This window comes from Anaerostipes sp. AF04-45, assembly GCF_003461725.1.
In the GTDB taxonomy this organism is placed as follows: domain Bacteria; phylum Bacillota; class Clostridia; order Lachnospirales; family Lachnospiraceae; genus Anaerostipes; species Anaerostipes caccae.
The window spans coordinates 207,278-230,244 of the sequence record NZ_QTXQ01000005.1; the positions used below are offsets into that span (position 1 = coordinate 207,278).

17 protein-coding genes are annotated in these 22,967 nt (G+C 48.2%); 7 read left to right on the forward strand and 10 right to left on the reverse strand.

Annotation, left to right across the window (positions count from 1 at the left end):
- From DWV34_RS09625 to kdpA, 5 genes are all read right to left on the reverse strand, one after another.
- On the reverse strand, positions 1-699 hold the full coding sequence (locus DWV34_RS09625; RefSeq protein ID WP_006566578.1) for a response regulator: 699 nt from the start codon (positions 697-699) through the stop codon (positions 1-3).
- Positions 692-3,400: a sensor histidine kinase gene (locus DWV34_RS09630; protein WP_118476145.1), complete on the reverse strand. Its 2,709-nt coding sequence runs from the start codon at positions 3,398-3,400 to the stop codon at positions 692-694. The genes DWV34_RS09625 and DWV34_RS09630 overlap by 8 nt, the downstream gene beginning before the upstream one ends.
- An 88-nt stretch (positions 3,401-3,488) precedes the next feature.
- Positions 3,489-4,139, reverse strand: coding sequence for a potassium-transporting ATPase subunit C (locus DWV34_RS09635; RefSeq protein WP_118476147.1), 651 nt, complete (start codon positions 4,137-4,139; stop codon positions 3,489-3,491).
- Positions 4,140-4,158: 19 nt separating this feature from the next.
- Positions 4,159-6,225 (reverse strand): potassium-transporting ATPase subunit KdpB, encoded by a 2,067-nt coding sequence (gene kdpB / locus DWV34_RS09640; protein WP_006566581.1) that lies wholly within the window; start codon positions 6,223-6,225, stop codon positions 4,159-4,161.
- Between the two features lie 24 nt (positions 6,226-6,249).
- On the reverse strand, positions 6,250-7,980 hold the full coding sequence (kdpA, locus tag DWV34_RS09645) for a potassium-transporting ATPase subunit KdpA (protein WP_009289102.1): 1,731 nt from the start codon (positions 7,978-7,980) through the stop codon (positions 6,250-6,252).
- Positions 7,981-8,208: 228 nt separating this feature from the next.
- Between kdpA and DWV34_RS09650 the strand changes: the two genes are divergently transcribed.
- Positions 8,209-9,114 (forward strand): DMT family transporter, encoded by a 906-nt coding sequence (locus DWV34_RS09650; protein ID WP_006566584.1) that lies wholly within the window; start codon positions 8,209-8,211, stop codon positions 9,112-9,114.
- Here the strand turns inward: DWV34_RS09650 and DWV34_RS09655 are convergent.
- The 3 genes from DWV34_RS09655 to DWV34_RS09665 form a co-directional block, all read right to left on the reverse strand.
- Positions 9,111-10,397: a homoserine dehydrogenase gene (locus DWV34_RS09655; RefSeq protein WP_187115059.1), complete on the reverse strand. Its 1,287-nt coding sequence runs from the start codon at positions 10,395-10,397 to the stop codon at positions 9,111-9,113. The two genes, DWV34_RS09650 and DWV34_RS09655, sit on opposite strands and share 4 nt — an antisense overlap.
- A gap of 106 nt (positions 10,398-10,503) precedes the next feature.
- Positions 10,504-11,163: an alpha/beta fold hydrolase gene (locus tag DWV34_RS09660; RefSeq protein WP_006566586.1), complete on the reverse strand. Its 660-nt coding sequence runs from the start codon at positions 11,161-11,163 to the stop codon at positions 10,504-10,506.
- An 11-nt stretch (positions 11,164-11,174) separates the two neighbouring features.
- Positions 11,175-12,311: a glycerate kinase family protein gene (locus tag DWV34_RS09665; RefSeq protein WP_118476151.1), complete on the reverse strand. Its 1,137-nt coding sequence runs from the start codon at positions 12,309-12,311 to the stop codon at positions 11,175-11,177.
- 166 nt (positions 12,312-12,477) lie between these two features.
- Here DWV34_RS09665 and DWV34_RS09670 point away from each other — a divergent pair, with 166 nt between their 5' ends.
- Positions 12,478-12,906, forward strand: coding sequence for a MarR family transcriptional regulator (locus DWV34_RS09670; protein ID WP_009289106.1), 429 nt, complete (start codon positions 12,478-12,480; stop codon positions 12,904-12,906).
- An 18-nt stretch (positions 12,907-12,924) separates the two neighbouring features.
- Positions 12,925-14,340, forward strand: a complete 1,416-nt coding sequence (locus DWV34_RS09675; RefSeq protein ID WP_118476153.1) for an MATE family efflux transporter — start codon at positions 12,925-12,927, stop codon at positions 14,338-14,340.
- 8 nt (positions 14,341-14,348) lie between these two features.
- Here the strand turns inward: DWV34_RS09675 and DWV34_RS09680 are convergent, their stop codons facing one another.
- Positions 14,349-15,716: a citrate/2-methylcitrate synthase gene (locus DWV34_RS09680; protein ID WP_006566591.1), complete on the reverse strand. Its 1,368-nt coding sequence runs from the start codon at positions 15,714-15,716 to the stop codon at positions 14,349-14,351.
- Positions 15,717-15,854: 138 nt separating this feature from the next.
- On the opposite strand from DWV34_RS09680, the gene DWV34_RS09685 reads away from it, so the two are divergent.
- The 3 genes from DWV34_RS09685 (at position 15,855) to DWV34_RS09695 (ending at position 18,548) form a co-directional block, all read left to right on the forward strand.
- The gene (locus DWV34_RS09685) at positions 15,855-16,298 is read left to right on the forward strand and encodes a MarR family winged helix-turn-helix transcriptional regulator (RefSeq protein ID WP_006566592.1); all 444 of its coding nucleotides are present in this window, start codon (positions 15,855-15,857) and stop codon (positions 16,296-16,298) included.
- An 86-nt stretch (positions 16,299-16,384) separates the two neighbouring features.
- The gene (locus tag DWV34_RS09690; protein ID WP_006566593.1) at positions 16,385-16,771 is read left to right on the forward strand and encodes a BlaI/MecI/CopY family transcriptional regulator; all 387 of its coding nucleotides are present in this window, start codon (positions 16,385-16,387) and stop codon (positions 16,769-16,771) included.
- 1 nt (position 16,772) lies between these two features.
- A complete protein-coding gene (locus tag DWV34_RS09695; protein WP_009289110.1) occupies positions 16,773-18,548 on the forward strand; it encodes a BlaR1 family beta-lactam sensor/signal transducer in 1,776 nt (591 codons plus the stop codon).
- On the opposite strand, the gene DWV34_RS09700 is transcribed toward DWV34_RS09695, so the two are convergent.
- Entirely contained in the window at positions 18,526-20,544 is a 2,019-nt protein-coding gene (locus DWV34_RS09700) for a penicillin-binding transpeptidase domain-containing protein (RefSeq protein ID WP_306799460.1), read from the reverse strand. The two genes, DWV34_RS09695 and DWV34_RS09700, sit on opposite strands and share 23 nt — an antisense overlap.
- 225 nt (positions 20,545-20,769) lie before the next feature.
- Between DWV34_RS09700 and DWV34_RS09705 the strand changes: the two genes are divergently transcribed.
- Complete coding sequence (locus DWV34_RS09705) at positions 20,770-22,905, forward strand: sensor domain-containing phosphodiesterase (RefSeq protein WP_233444252.1); 2,136 nt, start codon at positions 20,770-20,772, stop codon at positions 22,903-22,905.
- The last annotated feature ends 62 nt before the right edge of the window (positions 22,906-22,967 follow it).

The window sequence follows — 22,967 nt, forward strand, 5'->3', positions numbered from 1 at the left end:
CTATTCTATCTTCATCATCCGGTACCCGATTCCCACATGAGTCTGGATATATTTTGGATGAGAGGAATCTGTTTCAATCTTCTTGCGCAGATTTGCCATATAGACCCGAAGAGATGTCACGTCACTGTCCAGTGCGCTCTTCCACACATCATTTAAGATGAAGTTGTGTGTCAGAACCTTTCCCACGTTTCTGGAAAGCAGACAGAGCAGCTTATATTCAATCGGTGTCAAATGAAGTTCTTTTCCGTCCAGTGACACACAGCCCGAGCTGTAATCGATCTCAAGCCCTCCGTTTGTGAAAACAGCTTCTTCCTGTGCAGCATCCGAAAAGTCATGAAGTCTTCTCAAACTGACCCTGAGTCTTGCCAGCAGTTCCTCTACATTAAAAGGTTTTGTCAGATAATCATCGGCTCCTGCATTCAATGCCTCAATCTTATCTTCGTCATCACTTCTGGCACTAACCACAATAATCGGCATTTTGGACCAGCTCCTTACCTTGCTGATGATCTCCATGCCGTCCATATCCGGAAGTCCCAGATCCAGAAGCATAATATCAGGCTTCTGGGACACAGCCTCCACCATGGCCTCCTGTGCCCGGCCCGCCGTATGGTAACGGTATCCCTCAATATCCAGTGTAGTAGTAATCAGATTTTTCACTGCTTTGTCATCCTCCACAACGAGAATCAATGGTCTATCCATGTACAATTACCTCCTCAGCCTGCAGTTCAAATGAAAATACAGTTCCCCTGGGTTTCCGGTCCCTGACAGTGATCGTGCCTCCGTGTGCCTGAACGATGGATTTACAAAGAGCAAGCCCCATGCCCATGCTCCGGCGGCTGTCCGCCACGGTTTTGCTTCCCGTATAAAACATATCAAACAGCCTGGTCTTTGCCTCATCAGAAATCCCTTCCCCGTCGTCGGCTACCTCTATGAGTACCTTTCCGTTTTTCTTCTCCGCAGAGATATCGATATGGGAACCTTTTCCTGTATACTTGATGGCGTTGTCCACCAGATTGATGATCACCTGAATCATCAGCTTGGCATCCATATCCGCCATCATCATATCGTCATCTATGCGGATATGGATATGATGCTCATTTTTTCTCCTGTCAATGTGTTTCACAGCCTCCAGGATCACTTCCTCCACGATCTCCGGCTCCTTTTCAATCTTCATTGTCCCATTCTCAATCCTGGTGACAGAAAGCAGATTTTCCACCAGGTTGATCAGCCACATGGCATCGTCATAGATATCCGTGTACAGTTCCTGTTTCTTTTCCTCACTGATCTGGTCCGAACTCTGTCTTAAAACACCGGCATTTCCTGAAATGCTTGTGAGGGGAGTCCTCAGGTCATGAGAGATAGAGCGAAGCAGATTTGCCCGAAACTCTTCTCTCTGGGCCTTTAGTTCCGCCTCTTTCTGGCTGGCCGCGATCTTATCCTTTTCCAGAGCCAGACCGATCTCATCCAGCATAGAAATCATCAGCTCTTTTTCAAAAGTCTCCAGTTTGGTCTTCTCCAGGCAGATCCCGATGACGCCGTGGACATGGTCAGCACTTCTCACTGCCAGGTAAAGACCTTTCGCTCCCGGAAGAGTGTCGGTGGTAGCCCCCGCATGTTTATTATTCTTTCGCACCCATTCCGCAACAGCCCGTTCCTCATGAGTTAAATAGCGGCTGAAATCTGTCTGCGTTTTATTCCCATAGGTTCTGGGTTCCAACAGTCTGTCATCCTCTGCATCATAGAAAATAATAGCACGATCCAGAAGCCTTGTCATCTGCTTTGAGGAAAGCTCTATGATCTCCTCCCTGTCTGCGGCATTCTGGAGCCTGCGGTTTGTCTCCAGCAGAATTCCCGTCCGGTACGCCTGGATGGATGCTGCCCTGGCCTGCTGTTTTACTCTGGTCATCAGATTTCCGCTGATCAGTGCTGACAAAAGCATGATCGCAAACGTGACCGGATACCCGCTGCCATAGACATTGAGTGTAAACAGCGGCTGAATGAACAGAAAGTTAAAACACAAAACGCTGCACACGGAAAACAAAAGACTGTAAAACCTGTATTCCGTCACCAGCGCGGTGATCAGTGTCCCCAGAATATAGATTGTAATAATATTGGATTCGCTGAATCCGATGCTCTGAAACCATAGTCCCAGCGCTGTCACAAACACGAAAATAGATGCTGTCCTGATGACGTCTTCGGATCTGACCCGGATTTTTTCTTTATTCCAGAATGTTCTCCTCCCTGAGTCAGGAGCAGCCTGCTGGTCCGGAATGATATAAATGTCCAGATTCGGTGCCAGAGCCGAAAGCCTGTCGGCAAAGTTATGTCTGGCCGCAAAGACGCTCCTGTTTACCGACCGTCCGATAACGATCTTGGACACTCCTGCAGCCTTTGCATAGCCTGCAATCTGCTCGGGAATATCTTCCCCAAAAATCGTCGTGATCTTTGCCCCCAGCTGTTCTGCAAGCCGGACATTTTCCACCAGCCTCTGTTCGTCATCCAAAGATATTTTGTCAGCCGCCTCTGTTTTTACAAAAACTGCCGTAAATTTCCCATGGAACGCCCTGCTCATCCTCGAAGCAGTGCGGATCACTTTCTGGTTGGAAGGAGACGGAGACAGGCAGATTAAAATGTGTTCATCCGTATAATAGCCCTCTTTTCCCTCCTGCTCCTTCTGCTGCTCAGAGATATGATTCACCCGGTCTGCAGTCCTTCGAAGTGCTATCTCTCTGAGCGCAACCAGATTGCTCTCAATAAAAAAGTTCTGCATGGCCTTTCCCGCCTGGGCTTCCCGGTAGATTTTCCCCGCCTTCAGACGTTTTAATAAATCTTCGGGTTCGATATCGGCCAATTCCACAGAATCCGCGTTATCAAACACGCTGTCAGGAATCCGCTCTCTCACAATCACCCCGGTGATGGATGCCACAATATCATTTAAACTCTCGATGTGCTGGACATTGACTGTTGTATACACATCGATCCCCGCTTTTAAGATTTCTTCCACATCCTGGTATCTCTTTTTATGCCGGCATCCCATGCCGTTGGTATGAGCCAGCTCATCCACAAGCACAAGCTGAGGATGCCTTTTTATAACCCCGTCCAGGTCAAGTTCCCTTAAATTCATCCCATTGTATTCAATTTCTTTCACTGGTACGGTCTCGAGTCCTTTCACTAAAGCCATCGTCTCCGGCCTGGTATGAGGCTCGATATACCCAATGACCGTATCCCTCCCCTGTTCCAGTGCATCATGTGCCGCTTTCAGCATTGAATAAGTCTTACCCACCCCCGCGGCATACCCGAAAAATATTTTCAGCTTTCCACTCGCCCGTGCCTGTTCCGTCTCTTCTCTGTGAATCTGTTTTAAAATCCGGTCCGGATTCCGGCGCATCTCTTCTTCCATTTCTTTTCCTCCCTGAACACATAGAACCTTACCATGGATTATACTCCACGGTAAGGCTTTCTTCTATCCAATAAAGACAGATTTCCTGTTATTTCAAAATTCCTTCCAGGGCAAGGTTTACTTTCAGTACATTGACATACTCCTCTCCAAAGATTCCAAGAAATTTATGGACCGTGTACTTATCCACGATCTTCCTTAATTCCGCCTCAGATTTACCAGTAGTTTTCACGAGACGCGGAATCTGATACTCGGCCGCTGCCACGGAAATTCCAGGGTCCAGGCCGCTTCCCGAACAGGTCACCAGGTCCACCGGCACCTTCTTGTCTGTCTGTTCCGGATTTGCCTTCCTGATCATGGCCACACGGTCGGCGACAAGCTCTTTCATCTGTTTTTCATCCTCTTTGAGTTCTCCCTTGTCCTTCTGTTTCGTCTCCCCTGCCGGAGTCAGGTTTGACGGTGACGCATACATGACCGGACTGCCGTCCTTGTCGGTAAATGTCTTTGTATCCACGTTCATGATCCTTCCCCACATATGCTTTTCATCATTGAACTGCTGTGCCAAAAGCTCAGATCCATATTTCTTTCCGTTCACTTCTACAATGCTGCCGTTGGCCTTATCCGAAAAGAGCAGCTGGGAGATTCCGGTGACAGCCAGTGTATAAAGCAGCCCGCATATAATGGAAAAGATCAGCAAAATCAGTGCCGCTTTGGGCAGATCTTCTTTTAATATTTTACTCATAACTGAAAACATCCTTTCTTTAAACCAGGCCCAGCGTGACGAGTATCACATCGATGGCCTTGATACAGATAAACGGTGTGATGATCCCTCCGAGTCCATAAACCAAAAGGTTTCTTGAAAGCAGCGCCCCCGCAGATACTTCCCTGTATTTAACGCCTTTCAGTGCCAGAGGGATCAGTGCAATGATGATCAGCGCATTGTATATGATAGCCGAAAGAATCGCACTCATCGGGCTGTCCAGCCGCATAAGGTTCAGCGTCTGGAGTCCGGGATACAATCCCACAAACATAGCCGGGATGATGGCAAAATATTTTGCTATATCATTGGCGATGCTGAAAGTTGTAAGACTTCCTCTTGTCATAAGCAGCTGTTTTCCGATCCTGACAATGTCAATCAGCTTCGTCGGTGAGGAATCCAGATCCACCATGTTCCCGGCTTCTTTTGCCGCCTGAGTACCGGTGTTCATGGCCACGGCTACATCGGCCTGTGCCAAAGCGGGCGCATCGTTGGTTCCGTCGCCGGTCATAGCAACAAGATGACCCTTTTTCTGCAGATCCCTGATCATATCGAGTTTTCCCTCCGGAGTGGCCTCAGCGAGAAAGTCATCGACTCCCGCTTCTGCCGCAATGGCTGCCGCAGTCAGCGGATTGTCTCCTGTGATCATCACTGTCTTGATTCCCATTTTCCTCAGATCGGCGAATTTTTCTTTTACGCCCTTCTTAATGATATCCTTTAAGTAAATAACACCGAGAACCTTTTGATTCTTTGCCACTACAAGAGGTGTCCCTCCTTTTCTTGCAATGCCGTCCACTACTTCCTGACACTGGGGGCTGAAGATTCCTCCACCTGCCGTCACATACTCCCTGACTGCATCGGCCGCACCTTTTCTTATCTGAGTGCCGTCGTAATTTACGCCGCTCATTCTTGTCCTGGCAGAGAATGGAACAAACTCCATATGTAACTCATTTAAATTTCTTCCCCTAAGTCCAAACTGTTCCTTTGCAAGAACTACAATGCTCCGTCCTTCCGGTGTCTCATCCGGCAGGGATGCCAGCTGTGCCGCGTCCGCAAGCTCTTCTATGCTGTTTCGGTCCACCGGGATAAACTCACTGGCCTGACGGTTTCCGAGAGTGATCGTTCCGGTCTTGTCAAGCATCAGTGTATCTACATCACCGGCTGCTTCGATCGCCCGGCCGCTCATGGCAAGTACATTAGCCTGATTTAACCGGCTCATTCCCGCAATTCCGATGGATGAGAGCAGTGCTCCGATGGTTGTCGGTGCCAGGCAGACAAGCAGTGCCACAAGTGAGGTGACAGATGTAGGATTATCGACCCCTGCCTGCTTTGCTGAAAATACGGAATAGGAGTACAGGGATACGGTCACTAAGATAAAAATGATGGACAGCGCAACCAGGAAGATCTGAAGCGCGATCTCATTCGGGGTCTTCTTTCTGGAAGCACCCTCCACCATGGCAATCATCTTATCCATAAAACTCTTGCCCGGCTCACTTGTTACTTTTACAGCGAGCCAGTCGGAAATAACTGTGGTCCCTCCGGTTACCGCACTCCGGTCACCGCCGCTCTCCCGGATGACCGGGGCAGACTCGCCGGTAATAGCGCTCTCATCTACAGATGCAGCGCCGTCGATGACATCTCCGTCGGCAGGGATCTGTTCCCCTGCCTTTATAATCACAATATCACCTTTGTTTAACTGATTGGACGGCACCACCGTCACCTGATCTTTCTTATCCAGAGAAGGAATCTTATTTGCCGGTACATCCTTTTTGGATGCGCGCAGGGCGTCTGCCTGTGCCTTTCCTCTTCCTTCCGCAATGGCCTCCGCAAAGTTTGCAAAAATTACGGTAAACCACAGAATGACTGCGATGGCCAGGGTAAAGCCGGAAGGGGCATCCTGAATACCCATAAGCGAGATCAGGAAGAGAATGGTCGTCATGACCGCAGATACATAGACGAGCATCATGACCGGATTCTTTACCTGCGTCTTTGGGGCAAGTTTCACAAATGAATCTTTCACGGCTCTTAACAGCATCTTTTTATCCGTCAGAGCACTTTTCTTTTTTTCCATATTCTTAACCACCTATCCTAAATTCTACATCTGAAAAAATTCTGCAATCGGTCCTAATGAGAGTGCCGGGAAGAAACTTAGTGCTCCGACGATCAATACAACCAGAATGAGCAAAAATACAAACATGGCGTTTGTCGTTGAAAGCGTTCCCGCCGTCTGTGCGACCTTTTTCTTTTGAGCGAGGCTTCCTGCAATCGCAAGGACTGCAAATATTGGAAGAAATCTTACAAACAGCATGACCAGTCCCAGGCTTACATTTAAAAATACCGTATCTGCTCCGAAGCCGGCAAATGCGGAACCGTTGTTTCCTCCGGCAGATGAGTAGGCATACAGGATCTCAGAAAAGCCATGGGCTCCAGGGTTATTGAGACTGTCCGCCACCTGAGGCAGCAGCGCCGCGATACCGCTTCCTACAAGAATTGCAACCGGTGTGGCAAGGCAGACTAACACTGCCATTTTCATTTCAAAAGGCTCGATCTTCTTTCCGAGAAATTCCGGCGTCCGCCCGACCATGAGCCCTGCGATAAATACCGTGAGGATCGCAAATCCCAGCATTCCATAGAGTCCGCATCCGGTACCTCCGAACACTACCTCACCGAGCTGCATCAGAAGCATCGGCACCATACCTCCGATCGGTGTATAGCTGTCGTGCATGGAGTTTACGGAGCCGTTGGATGCCGCCGTCGTAAATGCAGCCCATGTGGCCGATGTGGCAATTCCGAATCTCGACTCTTTGCCCTCCATATTTCCGCCCGGCTGATTGTCTGTACTCAGATCAACCGTCTGCTCATTTGCCAGCTGAGGGGTTCCTTTCTGTTCGTTATATCCGACAACTCCGAGAGATACCGCAAGCATAAGGAACATAGCCATAAATATGGCAAAGCCTTGTTTTTTATTTTTTACCTGTCTTCCGAATGTAAAACACAGTGCTGCCGGAATCAGAAGAAGAGAAATCATTTCCACCATGTTGGACAGTGCCGTGGGATTTTCAAGCGGATGTGCTGAATTGACTCCGAAGAATCCTCCTCCGTTTGTTCCCGCCTGTTTGATGGCAATCTGGCTGGCTGCCGGACCCTGGGGCACGATCTGCTGTGTCACCTCGGTGCCGTCTTCCATTGTGATCGGTTCTACCAGATCCACGGTCTCATAAGCGCTGAAGTTCTGCACAACACCCTGAGATACGAGGACCAGGGAAGATACAATGCACAGAGGAATCAAAAGGTAAAGTGTAATCCTCGTGAGATCCACCCAGAAGTTCCCGAGACCCTTGGATTTTACTTTAATAAATCCCCGAATCAGCGCAAATAGAACTGCGATTCCAACCGCTGCGGACAAAAAATTCTGCACCGTAAGCCCCATGGCCTGAGTGAAATAACTCAGCGCGGATTCACCGCTGTACGCCTGCCAGTTGGTGTTCGTCACAAAACTGACTGCATTGTTGAATGCCAGATCCCATGAAATTCCTTTTTGCCCCTGAGGATTCCACGGAAGGACTCCCTGGAACATGTGGATCAGCATCAGCACGATCAGTGCCGTGATGCTGAACATGAATACGCTTCCCGCGTACCGTTTCCATCCCATCTCTTCCTCTTCCTTTACGTGCATGATCTTATAGATGCCATGCTCCACAGGACGAAGAAGCCTTGATAAAAACACTTTTTCTCCATCCATGATCTTACCGATGTATTTTCCAAGCGGAATGGCAAGTGCCGCCAGGATGACGAGATAAAGTACATACTGCAATATCGTTCCCATTACATATTCTCTCCTTTCAGCAAGACGATGACTAAATAGACAAGCAGTGCCAGCACTGTGACACCAATCAGACAAATAACTGTATTCATTCTTCATATCCTCCTTTATGATTAAAAAGCTTATCACAGAGAAAATAAAATTAGTGTTAAGGTAGAGGGGAAGGGCATTAAAATTGTGTAAAGATGTGGTATACTAAGATTTATAATTACGATAGAAAAGAGAGTTGTTATGAAATTATTAGAAAAACATCCAATGGCTATGATCGTCATCGGAATCATAGGGATATCCCTTTCGGCAATTTTTGTCAAATATTCTGCGGCCCCTTCTTCGGTGACTGCGGCATACCGCCTTTTGTGGACGGTGCTCCTGATGACGCCGGTTGTTCTTGGAAAGAAAAGATACCTTGCCGAGCTCAGACAGACCGACCGGAAAACCGTCTGTCTCTGTGCGGTCAGCGGTATTTTTCTGGCCCTGCATTTTACCTTCTGGTTTGAATCCCTCTCCCACACCACCGTCGCAAGCTCCACGGCCATCGTTTGTACGGAAGTCATCTGGGTCGCCCTTGGCTTCACCATTTTTATGAAGGGGCATCTGTCCCGAACTGCACTCATAAGCATTGTCATCACTCTGGCCGGAAGCATCCTGATCGCATTTTCCGACTCTGCCGGTTCCCACGGCAGCCTGTACGGAGACATGCTGGCCCTGGCCGCCGCTGTCTTTGTGGCGGTATATACGCTGATCGGACGGATCGCCCGGACGGAGATGTCCACGGTGAGCTATACATATATCGTATATGGATTCTGCTCCATATCGCTGGTATTTGCTTTGCTGGTCCAGGGAAATTCACTTTTCGGGCATGGAAAAAGCCCGGCAGTCGTCGGGCTTTTGTTAAGTATTTTTTCCACTTTATTAGGCCACAGCATCTTCAGCTGGTGCCTGAAATTTTTCTCACCGGCCTTTGTATCGGCCTCCAAGCTGTGCGAACCTGTGGTGGCATCTGTATTTGCAGTCTTTTTATTTCAGGAACTTCCCGCTGTCCTTCAGATCCTTGGCGGACTCATCACGATAGGAGGCGTGCTTCTTTACTCCAGGGCTGAATCCAGAGAAGCCGGACAGACATCCGCGGATACTTAATATACCCGGATGACGCTGGAAACTTTCTTTGTCGTTTGCATCTCAGCGATGGTCGCCAGCGCGTCAAAGAAGTTCTGCTCTTTTACTTTTGCGGTAATGACAACCAGCTCAGCTGTTCCTTCCCTGCTGTCTTTCTGGATCACCTGGGAGATGCTGACATTATATCTGCCCAGTGTATCCGCGATCTTTGCAAGCACTCCTGCCCTGTCCTCGACTTTAAGCCTCAGAAAATATCTGCTCTCTATTTCATTGATCTTCTTGATCGGCAGATCCTTATAACAAGTGCAGCTGATCCTTCCGCAGCAGTCAAACTGGATATTTCTCGCCACGTCGATCACGTCGCCCATGATGGCGCTGGCTGTCGGCAGTTCTCCCGCACCTCTTCCATAGAACATGGCATCATCCACGGCGTCTCCGTGGACAAACACCGCATTGAAGGAGTCATCCACCTTTGCCAGCGGATGGCCGCTTGGAATCAGCATCGGGTGAACACGCACTTCGATGCCTTCCGGCGTGTTTTTCGCCACGCCCAAAAGCTTGATGGTACAGCCCATCTCTTTAGCGTAGGCGATATCTCTGGACGTAATCTTTGTAATCCCTTCCGTATAAACATCTGAAAAAGTGACTCTGGAATTAAATGCGATGGAGGCCATGATGGCAACTTTCCGCCCCGCATCGTACCCTTCGATATCCGCTGTGGGATCTGCCTCCGCATAACCAAGTTCCGTGGCAAGCATAAGAGCATCTGAAAATTCCATTCCCTCCTGTGTCATCTTGGAGAGGATAAAGTTTGTGGTGCCGTTTACGATCCCCATGACTTCGGACAGATGGTTCCCCGCCAGGCACTGCTTTAACGGGCGGAGGATCGGAATCCCACCGGCCACCGCCGCCTCAAACAGCAGGTCACATCCATTGGCGGAAGCCTCGTCCAAAAGTTCCTTTCCATGCTCCGCGATCAGATCCTTGTTGGCGGTAACTACGTGCTTTCCTGCTCTCAGAGCAGCATTTATGTAGGTTCTGGCAGGCTCGATTCCTCCCATCACTTCCACGACGATCTGGATGTCCTCATCCTCTATGATATCTTCAAAACGGTCTGTGAGCAGGCTCTGGTCAATTCCGTCCCTCTTTTTTGTCTTATCCCTCACAAGGATCTTTGCCACTGAGAGATTCGCTCCGATTTTATGGGGCATCTCTTCCTTCTGACTCTCCACCAGCTTGTAAACTCCGGTTCCCACAGTCCCGTACCCCAAAAGGCCGATTTTCAGCGTCTTTAAATCTTTCATATTTATACCTCTTTCCTTTGGATTTTTCATATCAGAAGATCAAATTTAGTTCCTTTAGTATATGCCCGCCGATTCTTCTTTGCAAGACCTTTACGGTGACAAATTGCTAACGCAGAAGTTCGTGTTCGATAATCTCTGCCAGCGTTTTATTATGAACCACATAGCTCTCATGGCTCTCCCCCTTTAAGATCCTTAATCTGGCTCTTGGAATCAGCCTGGCGATCTCTCTCGTCTGGCTCTCTTTGACCAGATCCCTTCCTCCGGCAAGGACGAGAGTTTTTGCCCTTATAGCCCTCAGCTGACTTCTGGAAATATGAGGTTCTGTAAGCATCAGCTTCACCTTCGGGTCCCGGGACCAAAAATAAGAAATCTTCAGCGGAATCCTGAGCTCTGCTTTCAGGCCTCCGGGATTGATATTGGCTCCGCTTATAATCAGATGAGACAAGAGTCCCGGCCTTCTGGATGCCAGCAGAAGCCCCACGATCCCTCCGTCACTGAAGCCGTAAAAAGCCGGACTTTCAATCCTGAGCTTTTTGATAAACTGAAGCATATCGGATGCCATGTCCACATAGTGAAACTCCTCTGTGCCCGAGCTTCTCCCATGTCCTCTGGCATCCGGCAGATAAAGCGTAAAATTTTTGGACAGCGGTTTTATGACCTCCCTGAAAATCGTGTGGTCTTCCCCATTGCCGTGCAGCAGAATCAGCGGCCTTCCGCTGCCATATCGTTTATAATACATCTTGATGCTGTTTAACTGGACAAACATAACTCTCCTCCCTATTTTTCTAAAGCCCTGACAAGGCGAAGGATATTTTCCACCGCAAACGCGATGTTTTCTTCCGTATAGAAACGGCTCTCCGAAAAATCCTGAGGTCTTTGATTGATGGGAAAGACGGCCGAAAGCCCTTTTTCATAGATTCCGTCAATTCCTTCTCCGACACCTCCGACCACAGCCGCCGACGGTATCCCCAGGGCCCTGGCTCTCCCGGCTACTCCGTCCACAACTTTTCCGCAGAGGCTTTCCCCGTCAAGCCTGCCTTCTCCGGTCAGGATGAGCTTTGCGCCCCGGGCGATATCATTGAAATGCACCATGTCAAGAACAACCTCAATTCCCATATTAAGTTTCGATCCCAGAAATGCGGCCATGCCTGCTCCCATGCCTCCTGCCGCTCCTGCCCCCGGAATTTCCGACACATCCAGGTTGATATCTTCTCTGATCCTTGTACACAGGTGGATCAGTCCCTGGTCCAAATGTGCCACCTGTTCCGAGTCTGCTCCCTTTTGGGGCGCACAGACATGGGCCGCTCCCCGAAGTCCATAGAGAGGGCTGTTCATATCACACATCGTGATGATTTCCACCCCTGATAGCTCTTTTGCGAGCCCTGATTTGTCAATATAGCGGATATCCATCAGCGTCCCTCCGTTTGGGATAAACGTCTGCTGTTCTCTGTCAAAAAACTGAACGCCCAGTGCGGAAGCCATGCCGCATCCCCCGTCGTTCGTACACGAGTCCCCCAGTCCGACGATGATGATCTCGGCTCCCCTCTGGGCGGCAGAGAGAATCAGCTGTCCCACTCCGTATGTCGTGGTGATCTCCGGATTCTTCGTCTTTCCCGCCATAGGAATTCCCGCGCAGGAAGCCATCTCGATCACAGCCACTCTGCCGTTGTCCACCAAACCATAGGAAGCGCTGATGTCATGAAAATATGGATCTTTTACCTCAATCCGGACCTTCTCTCCGCCAAAAACCTTCAAAAACACATCCACACTGCCCTCCCCTCCGTCTGCCGCAGGGATGGCAATCACCTCACTGTCCGGATATATCTCTGAAATTTTTCTGCTCATAATCCGGCACACTTCGAGAGAAGTTGCCGTCCCCTGAAAAGAATCCGGGATACAAATAAACTTTTCCATTTAAACATCCTTCTTTCTCTTTCTTCATCTTACATTGATTTTTCCCGAAATTCTTTGCCTGATACATCATCCTTACGATTATCATACGCCTTGACAATCTTTTTTTCCAGCGGTATCATAAAGTTATCATTTATTGCGCACGCAACTGTTATAAAGGAGTAGATCAGTGAAAGGCTTTTTAAAATGGATATCAACCATATCCCGCTTTACCAAAATGCAGCTGGATAAAGAATTCAAAAATCTGGGGTTTAACAGCAGCCAGCACATTTATATCTTAAAAATCTGCGAAGATCCGGGCATTGCCCAGGAAGACCTGCTGACCGCGTTCAACGTCAATGCCAGCAACGTGACGAGAGCTCTTGCCCACCTGGAAAAGGAAAATTATATTGTCCGGGTACAGAACAGAGACAACAGACGCTGCTACAACATCTATCCGACCCAAAGAGCAAAAGACGTATGCCCGGTCATCAAAGACGCCCTGAAGCGCTGGAACTCAAAGATTCTTGAAGATTTCACCGACGAAGAAAAACATCTGTTTCTGGAATTCCTCACACGGGCCGGAAACCATATGTTAGATTTTGTATATCATAGATAAGAAAGAGAGATATGAATTATGGAACAGCAGCAGTCAGTCAGGGACAATCCGCTGGCCTTTGAGAGCACCGGCCGGCTCATTGCCAAATATTCCGTACCGAGCGTGATCGCCATGCTGGTGAGCTCCCTCTACAATATTGTAGACCAGATCTTCATCGGCCAGGGAGTCGGCATGCTCGGCAATGCGGCAACCAACGTGGCGTTTCCCTTCGTCAATATATGCATCGCCCTTTCACTGCTCATCGGAATCGGCGGTGCCTCCAATTTTAACTTAAATATGGGAAGAGGAGAAAACGAAAAAGCAAAAAGCTATGCAGGCACCTCGATCTCTCTCCTGATCCTCTCGGGCCTTGCCTTAAGTATTTTTTCCCTGCTGTTCCTGAAACCGATCCTGATCGCCTTCGGTTCCACGAAACAGGTATTTCCCTATGCCCTGACCTACACGAGGATCACCGCACTGGGATTTCCGTTTCTGATCGCCACCAACGGATTCTGCAATCTGATCCGGTCTGACGGCAGCCCCAGATATTCTATGGTCGTCATGGTGACCGGAGCCGTCATCAACACCTGCCTGGACCCTCTGTTTATCTTTGGATTCCATTGGGGCATCGCCGGCGGAGCCGCTGCTACCGTCATCGGCCAGATCGTCTCCTGTGTCATGGCCGCTGCCTATCTCACAAGGTTCCGTACCATGAAGCTCACAAAAGACTGCCTGAAGATCAATGCGGACAATCTAAAGGCCATTGTGTCCATCGGCATCGCCAGCTTCTTCAACCAGATTGCCATGATGGCCGTGCAGATCGCTTTAAACAACACCCTGGCATACTACGGTGCCCTGTCCTCCTACGGAAGTGATATCCCCCTTGCGTGTGCGGGTGTGATCATCAAGGTCAACGCTTTTGTCATGGCATTTGCCATCGGCATCGCCCAGGGATGTCAGCCTATCCTAGGCTTCAACTACGGCGCACAGCTGTATGGAAGGGTCCGTGACACCCTGAAAAAAGAGATCATAACCGTTACCGCTATCTTCTCCGCTGCATTTATCTGTTTTCAGCTGATTCCGAGACAGATCGTCAGTATTTTCGGGGAGGGAAGCGCGGCCTATTTTCACTTTGCCGAGCGCTATTTCCGCATTTATCTTTTTATGGTTTTTATAAACGGACTCCAGCCTATTGTGTCCAACTTTTTCAGTTCCATAGGAAAAGCCTGGAAAGGGATTTTCTTATCCCTCACCAGGCAGATACTGTTTTTGCTCCCTCTGATCCTGCTGCTTCCTATATTTTTAGGAATCGATGGAGTCATGTATGCAGGTCCCATCGCGGACGGGATTGCCGCCGTCACCGCCTTTTTCCTTGGCCGTCATGAATTTATTCAGATGCAGAAGCTGGAAACTTCACAGGATTCTTCTGAGACGGCAGCAGCCGTTCCCCGCTGAGATTAAGATCAGCGCTCTTCCATGGGAATATACTTCTTTTCTTCTGCCACACTCTTATAGGCAGGTCGTATGATCTTATCCACGTTGGTAAGCTCCTCCAGCCTGTGGGCGCTCCAGCCGACGATCCTCGCCATGGCAAAGATCGGTGTGAACAATTCCAGCGGAATATCCAGCATGCTGTAAACAAATCCGCTGTAAAAGTCTACGTTGGCGCTGACGCCTTTGTAGATCTTCCGCTCCTCCGCAATGGCCTGGGTTGCCAGTTTTTCCACTGATGAATAAAGTGCGAAATCATCATCCCGGCCCTTTTCTTTCGCAAGTTTCTCCACAAAGCTCTTAAAGATCAGCGCTCTCGGATCGGAGATCGAATACACCGCGTGTCCCATGCCGTAGATCAGGCCCTTTTTATCAAAGGCCTCTCTGTTCAGCAGCTTCAGCAAATATGCCTTCACCTCATCTTCGTCTTTGACGTCCTTTACACTTTTCCTGAGATCCTGCATCATCTGGACGACTTTAATATTGGCGCCGCCGTGTTTGGGCCCTTTCAAAGAAGATAAGGCTGCCGCAATGACTGAATATGTATCAGACCCGGCGGATGTGACCACATGGGTCGTAAATGCGGAGTTATTTCCTCCTCCGTGCTCCATATGCAGCACAAGTGCGATGTCAAGTACCTTGGCTTCCAGTTCTGTATACTTCATGTCCGGACGGAGCATCCGCAAAATATTCTCAGCCGCAGAAAGTTTTTCGTCCGGACGGTGGATATAAAAACTCTCCTGCTTTACATAATGATTATATGCATGGTAGCCGTAGACTGCCAGCATCGGAAATACACTGATCAGCATCAGGCTCTGCCGGAGAACATTCGGCATGGAGATATCGGCTGCCTTCGGGTCATAGGACGCCAGATTCAGCACACTCTTTGTCAGAGAGTTCATGATGTCTGCGTTGGCCGCTTTCATAATAACGTCTCGGGTAAAGTTCCTTGGAAGTGTCCTGCAGAGTGAAAGGACGTCTTTAAATTCTGCCAGTTTCGTTTCGTTTGGAAGTTCCCCGAACAGCAGAAGATATGCAGTCTCCTCAAAACCAAACCTGCGGTTTTGTACAAAATTTCTTGTGAGGTCAATAATATCATAGCCTCGGTACAGGAGCCGCCCGTCGCACGGTACCTTTTTCCCGTCAATCTCTTCATACGCCTGGATTGATGAAATATTTGTGAGTCCTGCCAGGACACCCGTACCGTTTTCATCTCTCAGTCCCCTCTTTACGCCGAACTGGGAATACAGCTCCTTCGGAACCGTACAGCTCTCCGTACACAGCTTAGAATAGGAATCTGTATACTCTCTGATAATGCTGCTCGTCTTCTTGTATTTCATTCTGGGTACCTCCTTTACATTTCCTGGTATTTCTTTTCATCATACCTCAATATTTGATTTTTGTCAACCATTGACACTTATCAATTAACTGATTATACTGTAGATAAGTATCAAAGAAAATTAAGGAGAGTATAAAACATGAATCAGGCAGAATCAACGGGGATCGCCGTATCTCTGTTTGAAATATTCCCTCTGTGCCGGAAACTGATTTTCAGTTCTCTGGATATGAAAGATCTGAATCTGACGAAAAGCCAGCTGTCCATCCTGTTTGCGCTGGAAGTCAAACCTTGCCTTACGATGTCCAGGCTGTCCAAATATATCGGTTCGTCAAAAGAACAGACGACCCGGGCAGTGGCTCCCCTGGCAAAGGAAGGTCTTGTGGAGCGGTACATGGATGAGGAAAATCGGAAATATGTCTACATTCGGCTATCCGAAAAGGGCACATGTATGATACAGAAAGCAAAACAGGCTTTTATCAATCATCTCAAGCAGTCCTTTGACCGGCTGCCGGAAGAGGATTTAAACGATTTAAAACAGGCGGCCCGGACTACCTTAAACATCTTAAAAAAGCTGGAACCATAGTGCTGCACGGTTCCGGCTTTACTTTTTATAACATCCTGTGTTATAATTTTATATACTACATTTGTAAGATTAAAAGGAGTGGACCTATGAAACCGATTCCCCAGATTTCAGATGCCGAATATAAAGTGATGAAAACCGTGTGGGCCCATGCGCCGATCAGCACACCCCAGGTGACAAAGCTTCTGGCCGCCCAAAATGACTGGAGTCCGAAGACTGTTCAGACCCTCCTCTCAAGACTGGTCAAGAAAAGAGCCCTGACCTATGAAAAACGAGGCAGAGCTTTTTTCTATACCCCTCTGGTAAAGGAGGAGGAGATCTTAAAACAGGAGACAGATTGTTTTCTCAACCGCTTTTATGACGGCTGTTTCAGTTCGCTTGTAACAAATTTTTTAGAAGAAGACCGGCTGACAGCCCGGGAAATCCATGAATTAAAAGAGATTTTGGATGCGGGACTTGGCAGGGAGGATGAATAACATGTATCAAGCTCTGATGGAGAATTTTCTCTTCCACTGCCTGTTTCTTGCTTTTATCGTCCCTGTAATCCTGGCAGGACAAAAATTGCTGCGGCGTTGTCTGACAGCGCAGTACCGGCATATGACCTGGTATCTTTACTGTTTCTGCGCTCTTCTTTTCTTTCTTCCCGTCCGTCTGCCCGGATCAGCGGATCTCTGCTCTTTTATCATCAGTTTTATGACGAATGCTTCCAGGCAGGCTGTACAGATTTCCCCTGCCTCCGCCGCATCAGGCTCTGCCGTACAAATCAGCGACTACGCCGTATCCGCCGGAGCATCTGTCCCCGGCCCGGTCTTTACTGCCCTGTTTTGGATCTGGGCTGCCGGCGCTGCCGCCATGACTGCCGTCTTTTTATATCACTGTGTCCGCTTAAACCGCCTGGACCGCTCTATGGCTTTCGTTAAAAATATGGATACAGAGCGCCTTTTTCTCCAGTGTAAAGAGGAATTGGGAATCCGCAGAAACATCCGCTTTGTGCTCTCCGAGACCACAGATACTCCCATGGCATTCGGGATCTTCTTCCCTGTCATCGTATTTCCGAAAAAGTTTCTCTCGGTCTTTTCTGAACGAGAACTTTCCTATGTATTTTATCACGAGCTGAGCCATTATAAGCGGGGTGATCTCGCCGGCAGCCTCATCTGCTGTATCGTGAGGGTGCTTTACTGGTTCCACCCTTTCGTGCTTTATTCTCTCAAAAAAATGCGGACAGATCGGGAAATAGCCTGTGACGCTTCCGTACTGAATCATATAAGACAGCAGGAATGGAATTCTTACGGCCACACAATCCTGAATTTTGCAGGATACCTGTCTTCCGGAGAGATATTTTCTGTTTCCTCAGGCATCGGAGGCAGCGATTCCCAGCTAAAACAGCGCATCACGGCCATCGCCTCCTACCGCAGGCCGTCAAAGAAAACAAAACTTGCAGGTTTTTCTCTCCTGCTGATCCTCTGGCTCCTGTTCTCGCCTTTCGTTCAGAATCATAATTTATTGGCGGACTCCGTATCCGGGAAACCTGACCGGCCATTCGTTTCGGTTGATCTGTCTTCTTTCTTTCCGGAAAATGAGGGCTGTTTTGTCCTATATGATAAAAATAAAGACCAGTACAGCATATACAATGAAAAAATGAGCCGGCAGAGAGTCTCCCCGGATTCCACCTATAAAATATACAGCGCACTTGCCGCATTGGATGCCGGCGTGATATCCCCCGGCAAATCTGAGATTGCCTGGGACCAAAAGCAGTATCCATTTTCATCCTGGAATAAAGACCAGACTCTTGACAGCGCCATGTCCTCCTCAGTCAACTGGTACTTCCAGACCCTGGATAAAAAGCTTGGGAAAACGGAACTGCAAAAAACACTCAGACGCATCCGGTACGGCAATGAGGATATTTCCGGCGGAATCACTTCTTTCTGGCTGGAATCCTCTCTGAAAATTTCCCCCTTAGAACAGGTCATTCTGCTCAGAGATTTTGATCAAAACCGACTCGGCTGCTCTGAGAGATCGGTCAGAGCAGTCCAAAATTCCATCCGGCTCAACAGCGGCCCCGACAGCACCCTGTATGGAAAAACCGGGACCGGCAGCATAGACGGCCATGACATAAACGGATGGTTCATTGGTATTCTGAAAACCAAAGATAATACGTACTGCTTTGCCCTGAGAATCGAAGGCCGCGACGGCGCATCGGGGAAGGAAGCAGCCCGGACTGCCTTAGAGATTATTCGTTCTCTTTCGCTTTGATCACCGGAATAGTCTTCTTCACGACATATCCGCTGCTCCCGCGTTCTTTCACATCTTCTGCCATGGTAATTAAAAGCCATGGCTCTTTTTCACTTTTGTCTGCAGTAAAAATCCCGAACCATCCAAGCTCTGTTCCTGAAGTATCGCTCTTGCTCGCTTTGATCTCGGCGGTTCCGGTCTTTCCGGCAAGCTTCACGCCGGGAGTCCTTGCCCCGTGTCCGGTGCCGTCCGGGTGTTCGATGACCTGAATAAGATCTTTTCTCACGATCTCCGCCGTTTTTTCAGAAAATGCGTCTTTAATCCAGTATTGCGGTTCCGGTTTCTTCTTATAGAGAAGATATGGACGCACCATGCTGCCCTTGTTGACAAAGGCCGAATAGATCGATGCCAGGTGAACCGGATTCACAAGTACCTGGCCCTGGCCATACCCGCTGTCAGCCAGCTGGACTTCTGAATCAATACTTTTTTGATTATTTGAAAAGTGAGACACTGCCATCTTAATGTCAAAGGGCAGTTCCCGGCCAAACCCGAGATGTTTTGCCTGTGCCGCATAGTCCCTGGCCCCGATCTTTAACGCCGCCTTCGCAAAATAAATGTTATCGGAATAAATCAGTGCATTCTCAAGCACTGCGTGCTTGTATGTATGCAGGGTCGTCACTTTATAAGATCCCCAGCTGCTGTCTTTCTGCCATGAGAGCCCGCTGTATCCGAAATCCTCATTGGGCTTCAGTTTTCCTGTATTCATGCCCATCCCTGCCACCACCGGCTTAAAGGAGGATCCCGGCGCCCATTTCTGGCGGAAGCGGTTGTAGAGCGGTTTTGCCTTGTCTTTGTTCAGTTCCTCCCACTGATCCGCCGGAATCCCCAGCACAAAGTCATTACTGTCATAGGCCGGAGTGCTGACCAGAGCCAGGACCTCCCCTGTCTTCGGATTCATCATCACAGAACAGCTTTTATCACCTTTATATTGGTCATAAATTTTCTCCTGAAGTCCCGCATCGATCGTTGTATAAATATCTTCCCCATTCTTTTCCCTTTTTACGGCAAGCACCTTCTTTTCTCTGCCGTCCTCATTGAGAATCGATATCTTATATCCGTCGGTCTCATGGAGCCGGTCTTCATATAATACTTCAAGACCGCTTTTCCCCACCAGCTGTCCCTGCTCATATCCCTGATCTTTCTTTTTTTCCAGTTCCTCTGCGCTGATCTCCTGGACATATCCGGTCAGGTGTGATGCCTTCTTTCCATACGGATACACTCTGCTGTCCTCTGAAGACACAAGCACACCGGATATCTTTAACAGTTTCTTCTCTATTTTCGCTTCCTGGACAGGCGTCATTTTCTTTACCGGTACAAAGGAATCTTTTGTGACCCAGGATGCGTCAAGCTTTTTATCAATATCCTCCTTTTTCACACCAAGCAGTTTCGCTAAACCGGATACAGAAGCTTTCCGGTCTTTTATTTTCCCCGGCACAAGTCCCACAGATGCGGCTTTTCCTTTTCCGGCCAGCATTTTCCCATTTCGGTCGTAGATTGCTCCACGGTTTCCTTTTAATTTCGTGACACGGACTTTATCTGTGAATTCCATGTCCGGAAAGATCAGGCTGTCATCCCACTTGAGACGGTACTCTCTTCCCTCTTTCTCAAAATAAGCCTTTTGGTCAAAAGAAATCCTGCCTGCGATCGTATCCATGGACATGCGGTAGGAAACCTTATCCCCTTCTGAATCTTTATCCACAGCAACCTTCATATTTTGAGCCCCGATCCCCTGATAAATCTTTTGATTTCTCTGTATAAACTCCTTTTTTGAAATCTCCTTTTGACTGCCTTTATCTAACAGCCCATACATAGCCTCATAGTCTTTTTTCTCAATACACGAAACATACTCGGAGAGTACATCTTTCGGACGCTCTGTGCCAAAATAATTCCAGAGAGCATATGCCGCAGCGCCCAGTGCAGCTGCCGCTCCGAGTATCAAAATCACTGTCTTCTTCATGGACACCTCCTGTTCCCGACCGTCACATATAAATATCATCTATATCTTACACGTGTAGGATATATGTGTCAAGAAGAACAAGGCGGTTGAACATCCTACAAATAATTTCCAGCTTTTTCACGGAAAGCGGGTGGGAATCTGGCAAAATCTGTTGTATAATAATAAGTACAGTATTTGCCGCAGATGAATATAATAAGACTCGCAGAAAGACAGGGGAGGGTAATCGTGTTTAAATTAATCGACGAAATCGCAGAAGTAATCTATGTCGCAGATATAGAGACATACGAACTTCTGTATCTGAACAGTTCCGGCAAGCGCCTGTTCGGTGCAGAAAACTATAAATGGGAAACATGCTACCGTCTTCTTCAGGGAAGGGATGAGCCGTGTGAATTCTGCACAAACCATCTGCTGTCCAGGGATTCTGTCTATACATGGCGTTTCACCAACAGGATGACAAACCGGCATTTTATACTAAAAGATAAACTGATCGAATGGAACGGCCGTCCGGCGCGGATGGAGATAGGATTTGATCTGACAGAACAGGAGAAGTCCGAACAACTGCTGAAAAACAAAGCAAAAGGAGAAGAACTTCTTCTGGAATGTCTGCGCATCCTCCACCAGACCAAAGATTTAGAAAATTCCGTACAGATGATCCTTGAAAAAGCAGGAAGATTCCTTTCCGCAGACCGGACCTATATTTTTGAAATCAGCGGACAGACCATGAACAACACCTACGAATGGTGTGCAGAAGGCATAGACCCTGAGAAAGACAATCTGCAGAATCTGCCTGTGACCCTGATCGACCGCTGGAGCAGAGAATTTGAGAATAACAAGTGTATTTTTATAGAAGACATGGAAGATCTCAGGAGTCAGTCACCGGAAGAATATGAGGTCCTTTCATCCCAGAATATCAAACGGCTGATCGCAGCACCGCTTTTTTCTAACCAGCGTCTTGCCGGCTACATCGGAGTAGACAATCCGCCCGGAGATCTTTTTGATCAGGTAGAGGCTTTTCTGGAGACTCTCAGCTACTTTCTTTCTTCCAGCATGGAGCAGATGCGCACGTACCGCGTGCTGAAAGATCTGAGTTATCTGGATACACTGACCGGACTCTATAACCGCAACCGTTTCAATGAAGATCTCGACCGCTTCGGCAGACAGGATTTCCGTTCAGCCGGGGTCATTTACCTGGATCTGAACGGACTGAAAGATATCAATGACACAAAGGGCCATCAGTGCGGAGACCAACTTCTCAAAGAATCCGCCAAAAAGCTTCAGGTCATCTTCTCAGAGCATATGATCTACCGAATCGGCGGAGACGAATTTGCCATTCTCTGTCTGAATATAAAAAATGAGCACTTTATGCGTATGATACGTGAACTTAAATATTTGTTTTCCCACTCGGTAGACGGCAGCGGCGCCGTCGGATACAGCTGGTCTGAAAGCCCGTCTGACTTTCAGGTTCTCTTAACTGAGGCAGATAAGATGATGTACACAGACAAAAAAGAGTATTACCGGTCCAATCCAAATTCTTCGAGATACCGGAATTACTTTGATGACCGGCTCGATCTCAAAAGCCTTGATCATCTTCTGAAAGCCATTGAAGAGGAACGGTTCTGTGTGTATCTCCAGCCAAAAGTCCTGTGCAGTACACAGGAAATCATCGGTGCCGAGGCTCTTGTGCGGTATATTGGTCAGGATGGAACCGTAGAGCCCCCCATCAGCTTTATTCCGCTGCTGGAATCTGCCATGACCATAAAATATGTAGATTTTTTTGTATTTGAAGAAGTTTGCCGGATCATCCAGGACTTTATCAAGTCCGATTCTCCGGTGTTCCCTATTTCTGTAAACTTCTCACGATTCACACTGGTGGATGCCGATTTTCTGAAGACGATCTTTTCCATCTGTGATCAGTATCAGGTACCGCGCAGTCTCCTGGAGTTTGAGATCACGGAAAGTGCAGAAAACATCGACGAGACATTTCTGGATGATATGATCCGGGATATCAAAAAAGCCGGATTTTCTGTGGCCATCGACGATTTCGGAGTCAAATATGCCAACCTGTCTCTAGTTCTTAACAGCGATATTGATACGCTGAAGCTGGACAAAAGCATGATCGACTCCATCGAGAGCAATGAAAAAGCCATGATGTTTATCCAGGCTCTGGCTTATATCTGTAAGACTCTGAATATCAGTTTTATCGTGGAAGGCGTGGAATCACAGGATCAGTTTGAAATCCTAAAAGCTTTGCGGTGTGAAGGCATACAGGGCTATCTATTTGGACGTCCTATGCCCCTTTCTGACTTCTGCCGGTTCCTTGAAGAAAAACAAAACAAACCGAAAAACTCCCCCGCAGAATAAAACTGCAAAATCATATGGCCTCCGCTGCATCAGGCAGCGGAGGCCATATAAGGCTCTGTACT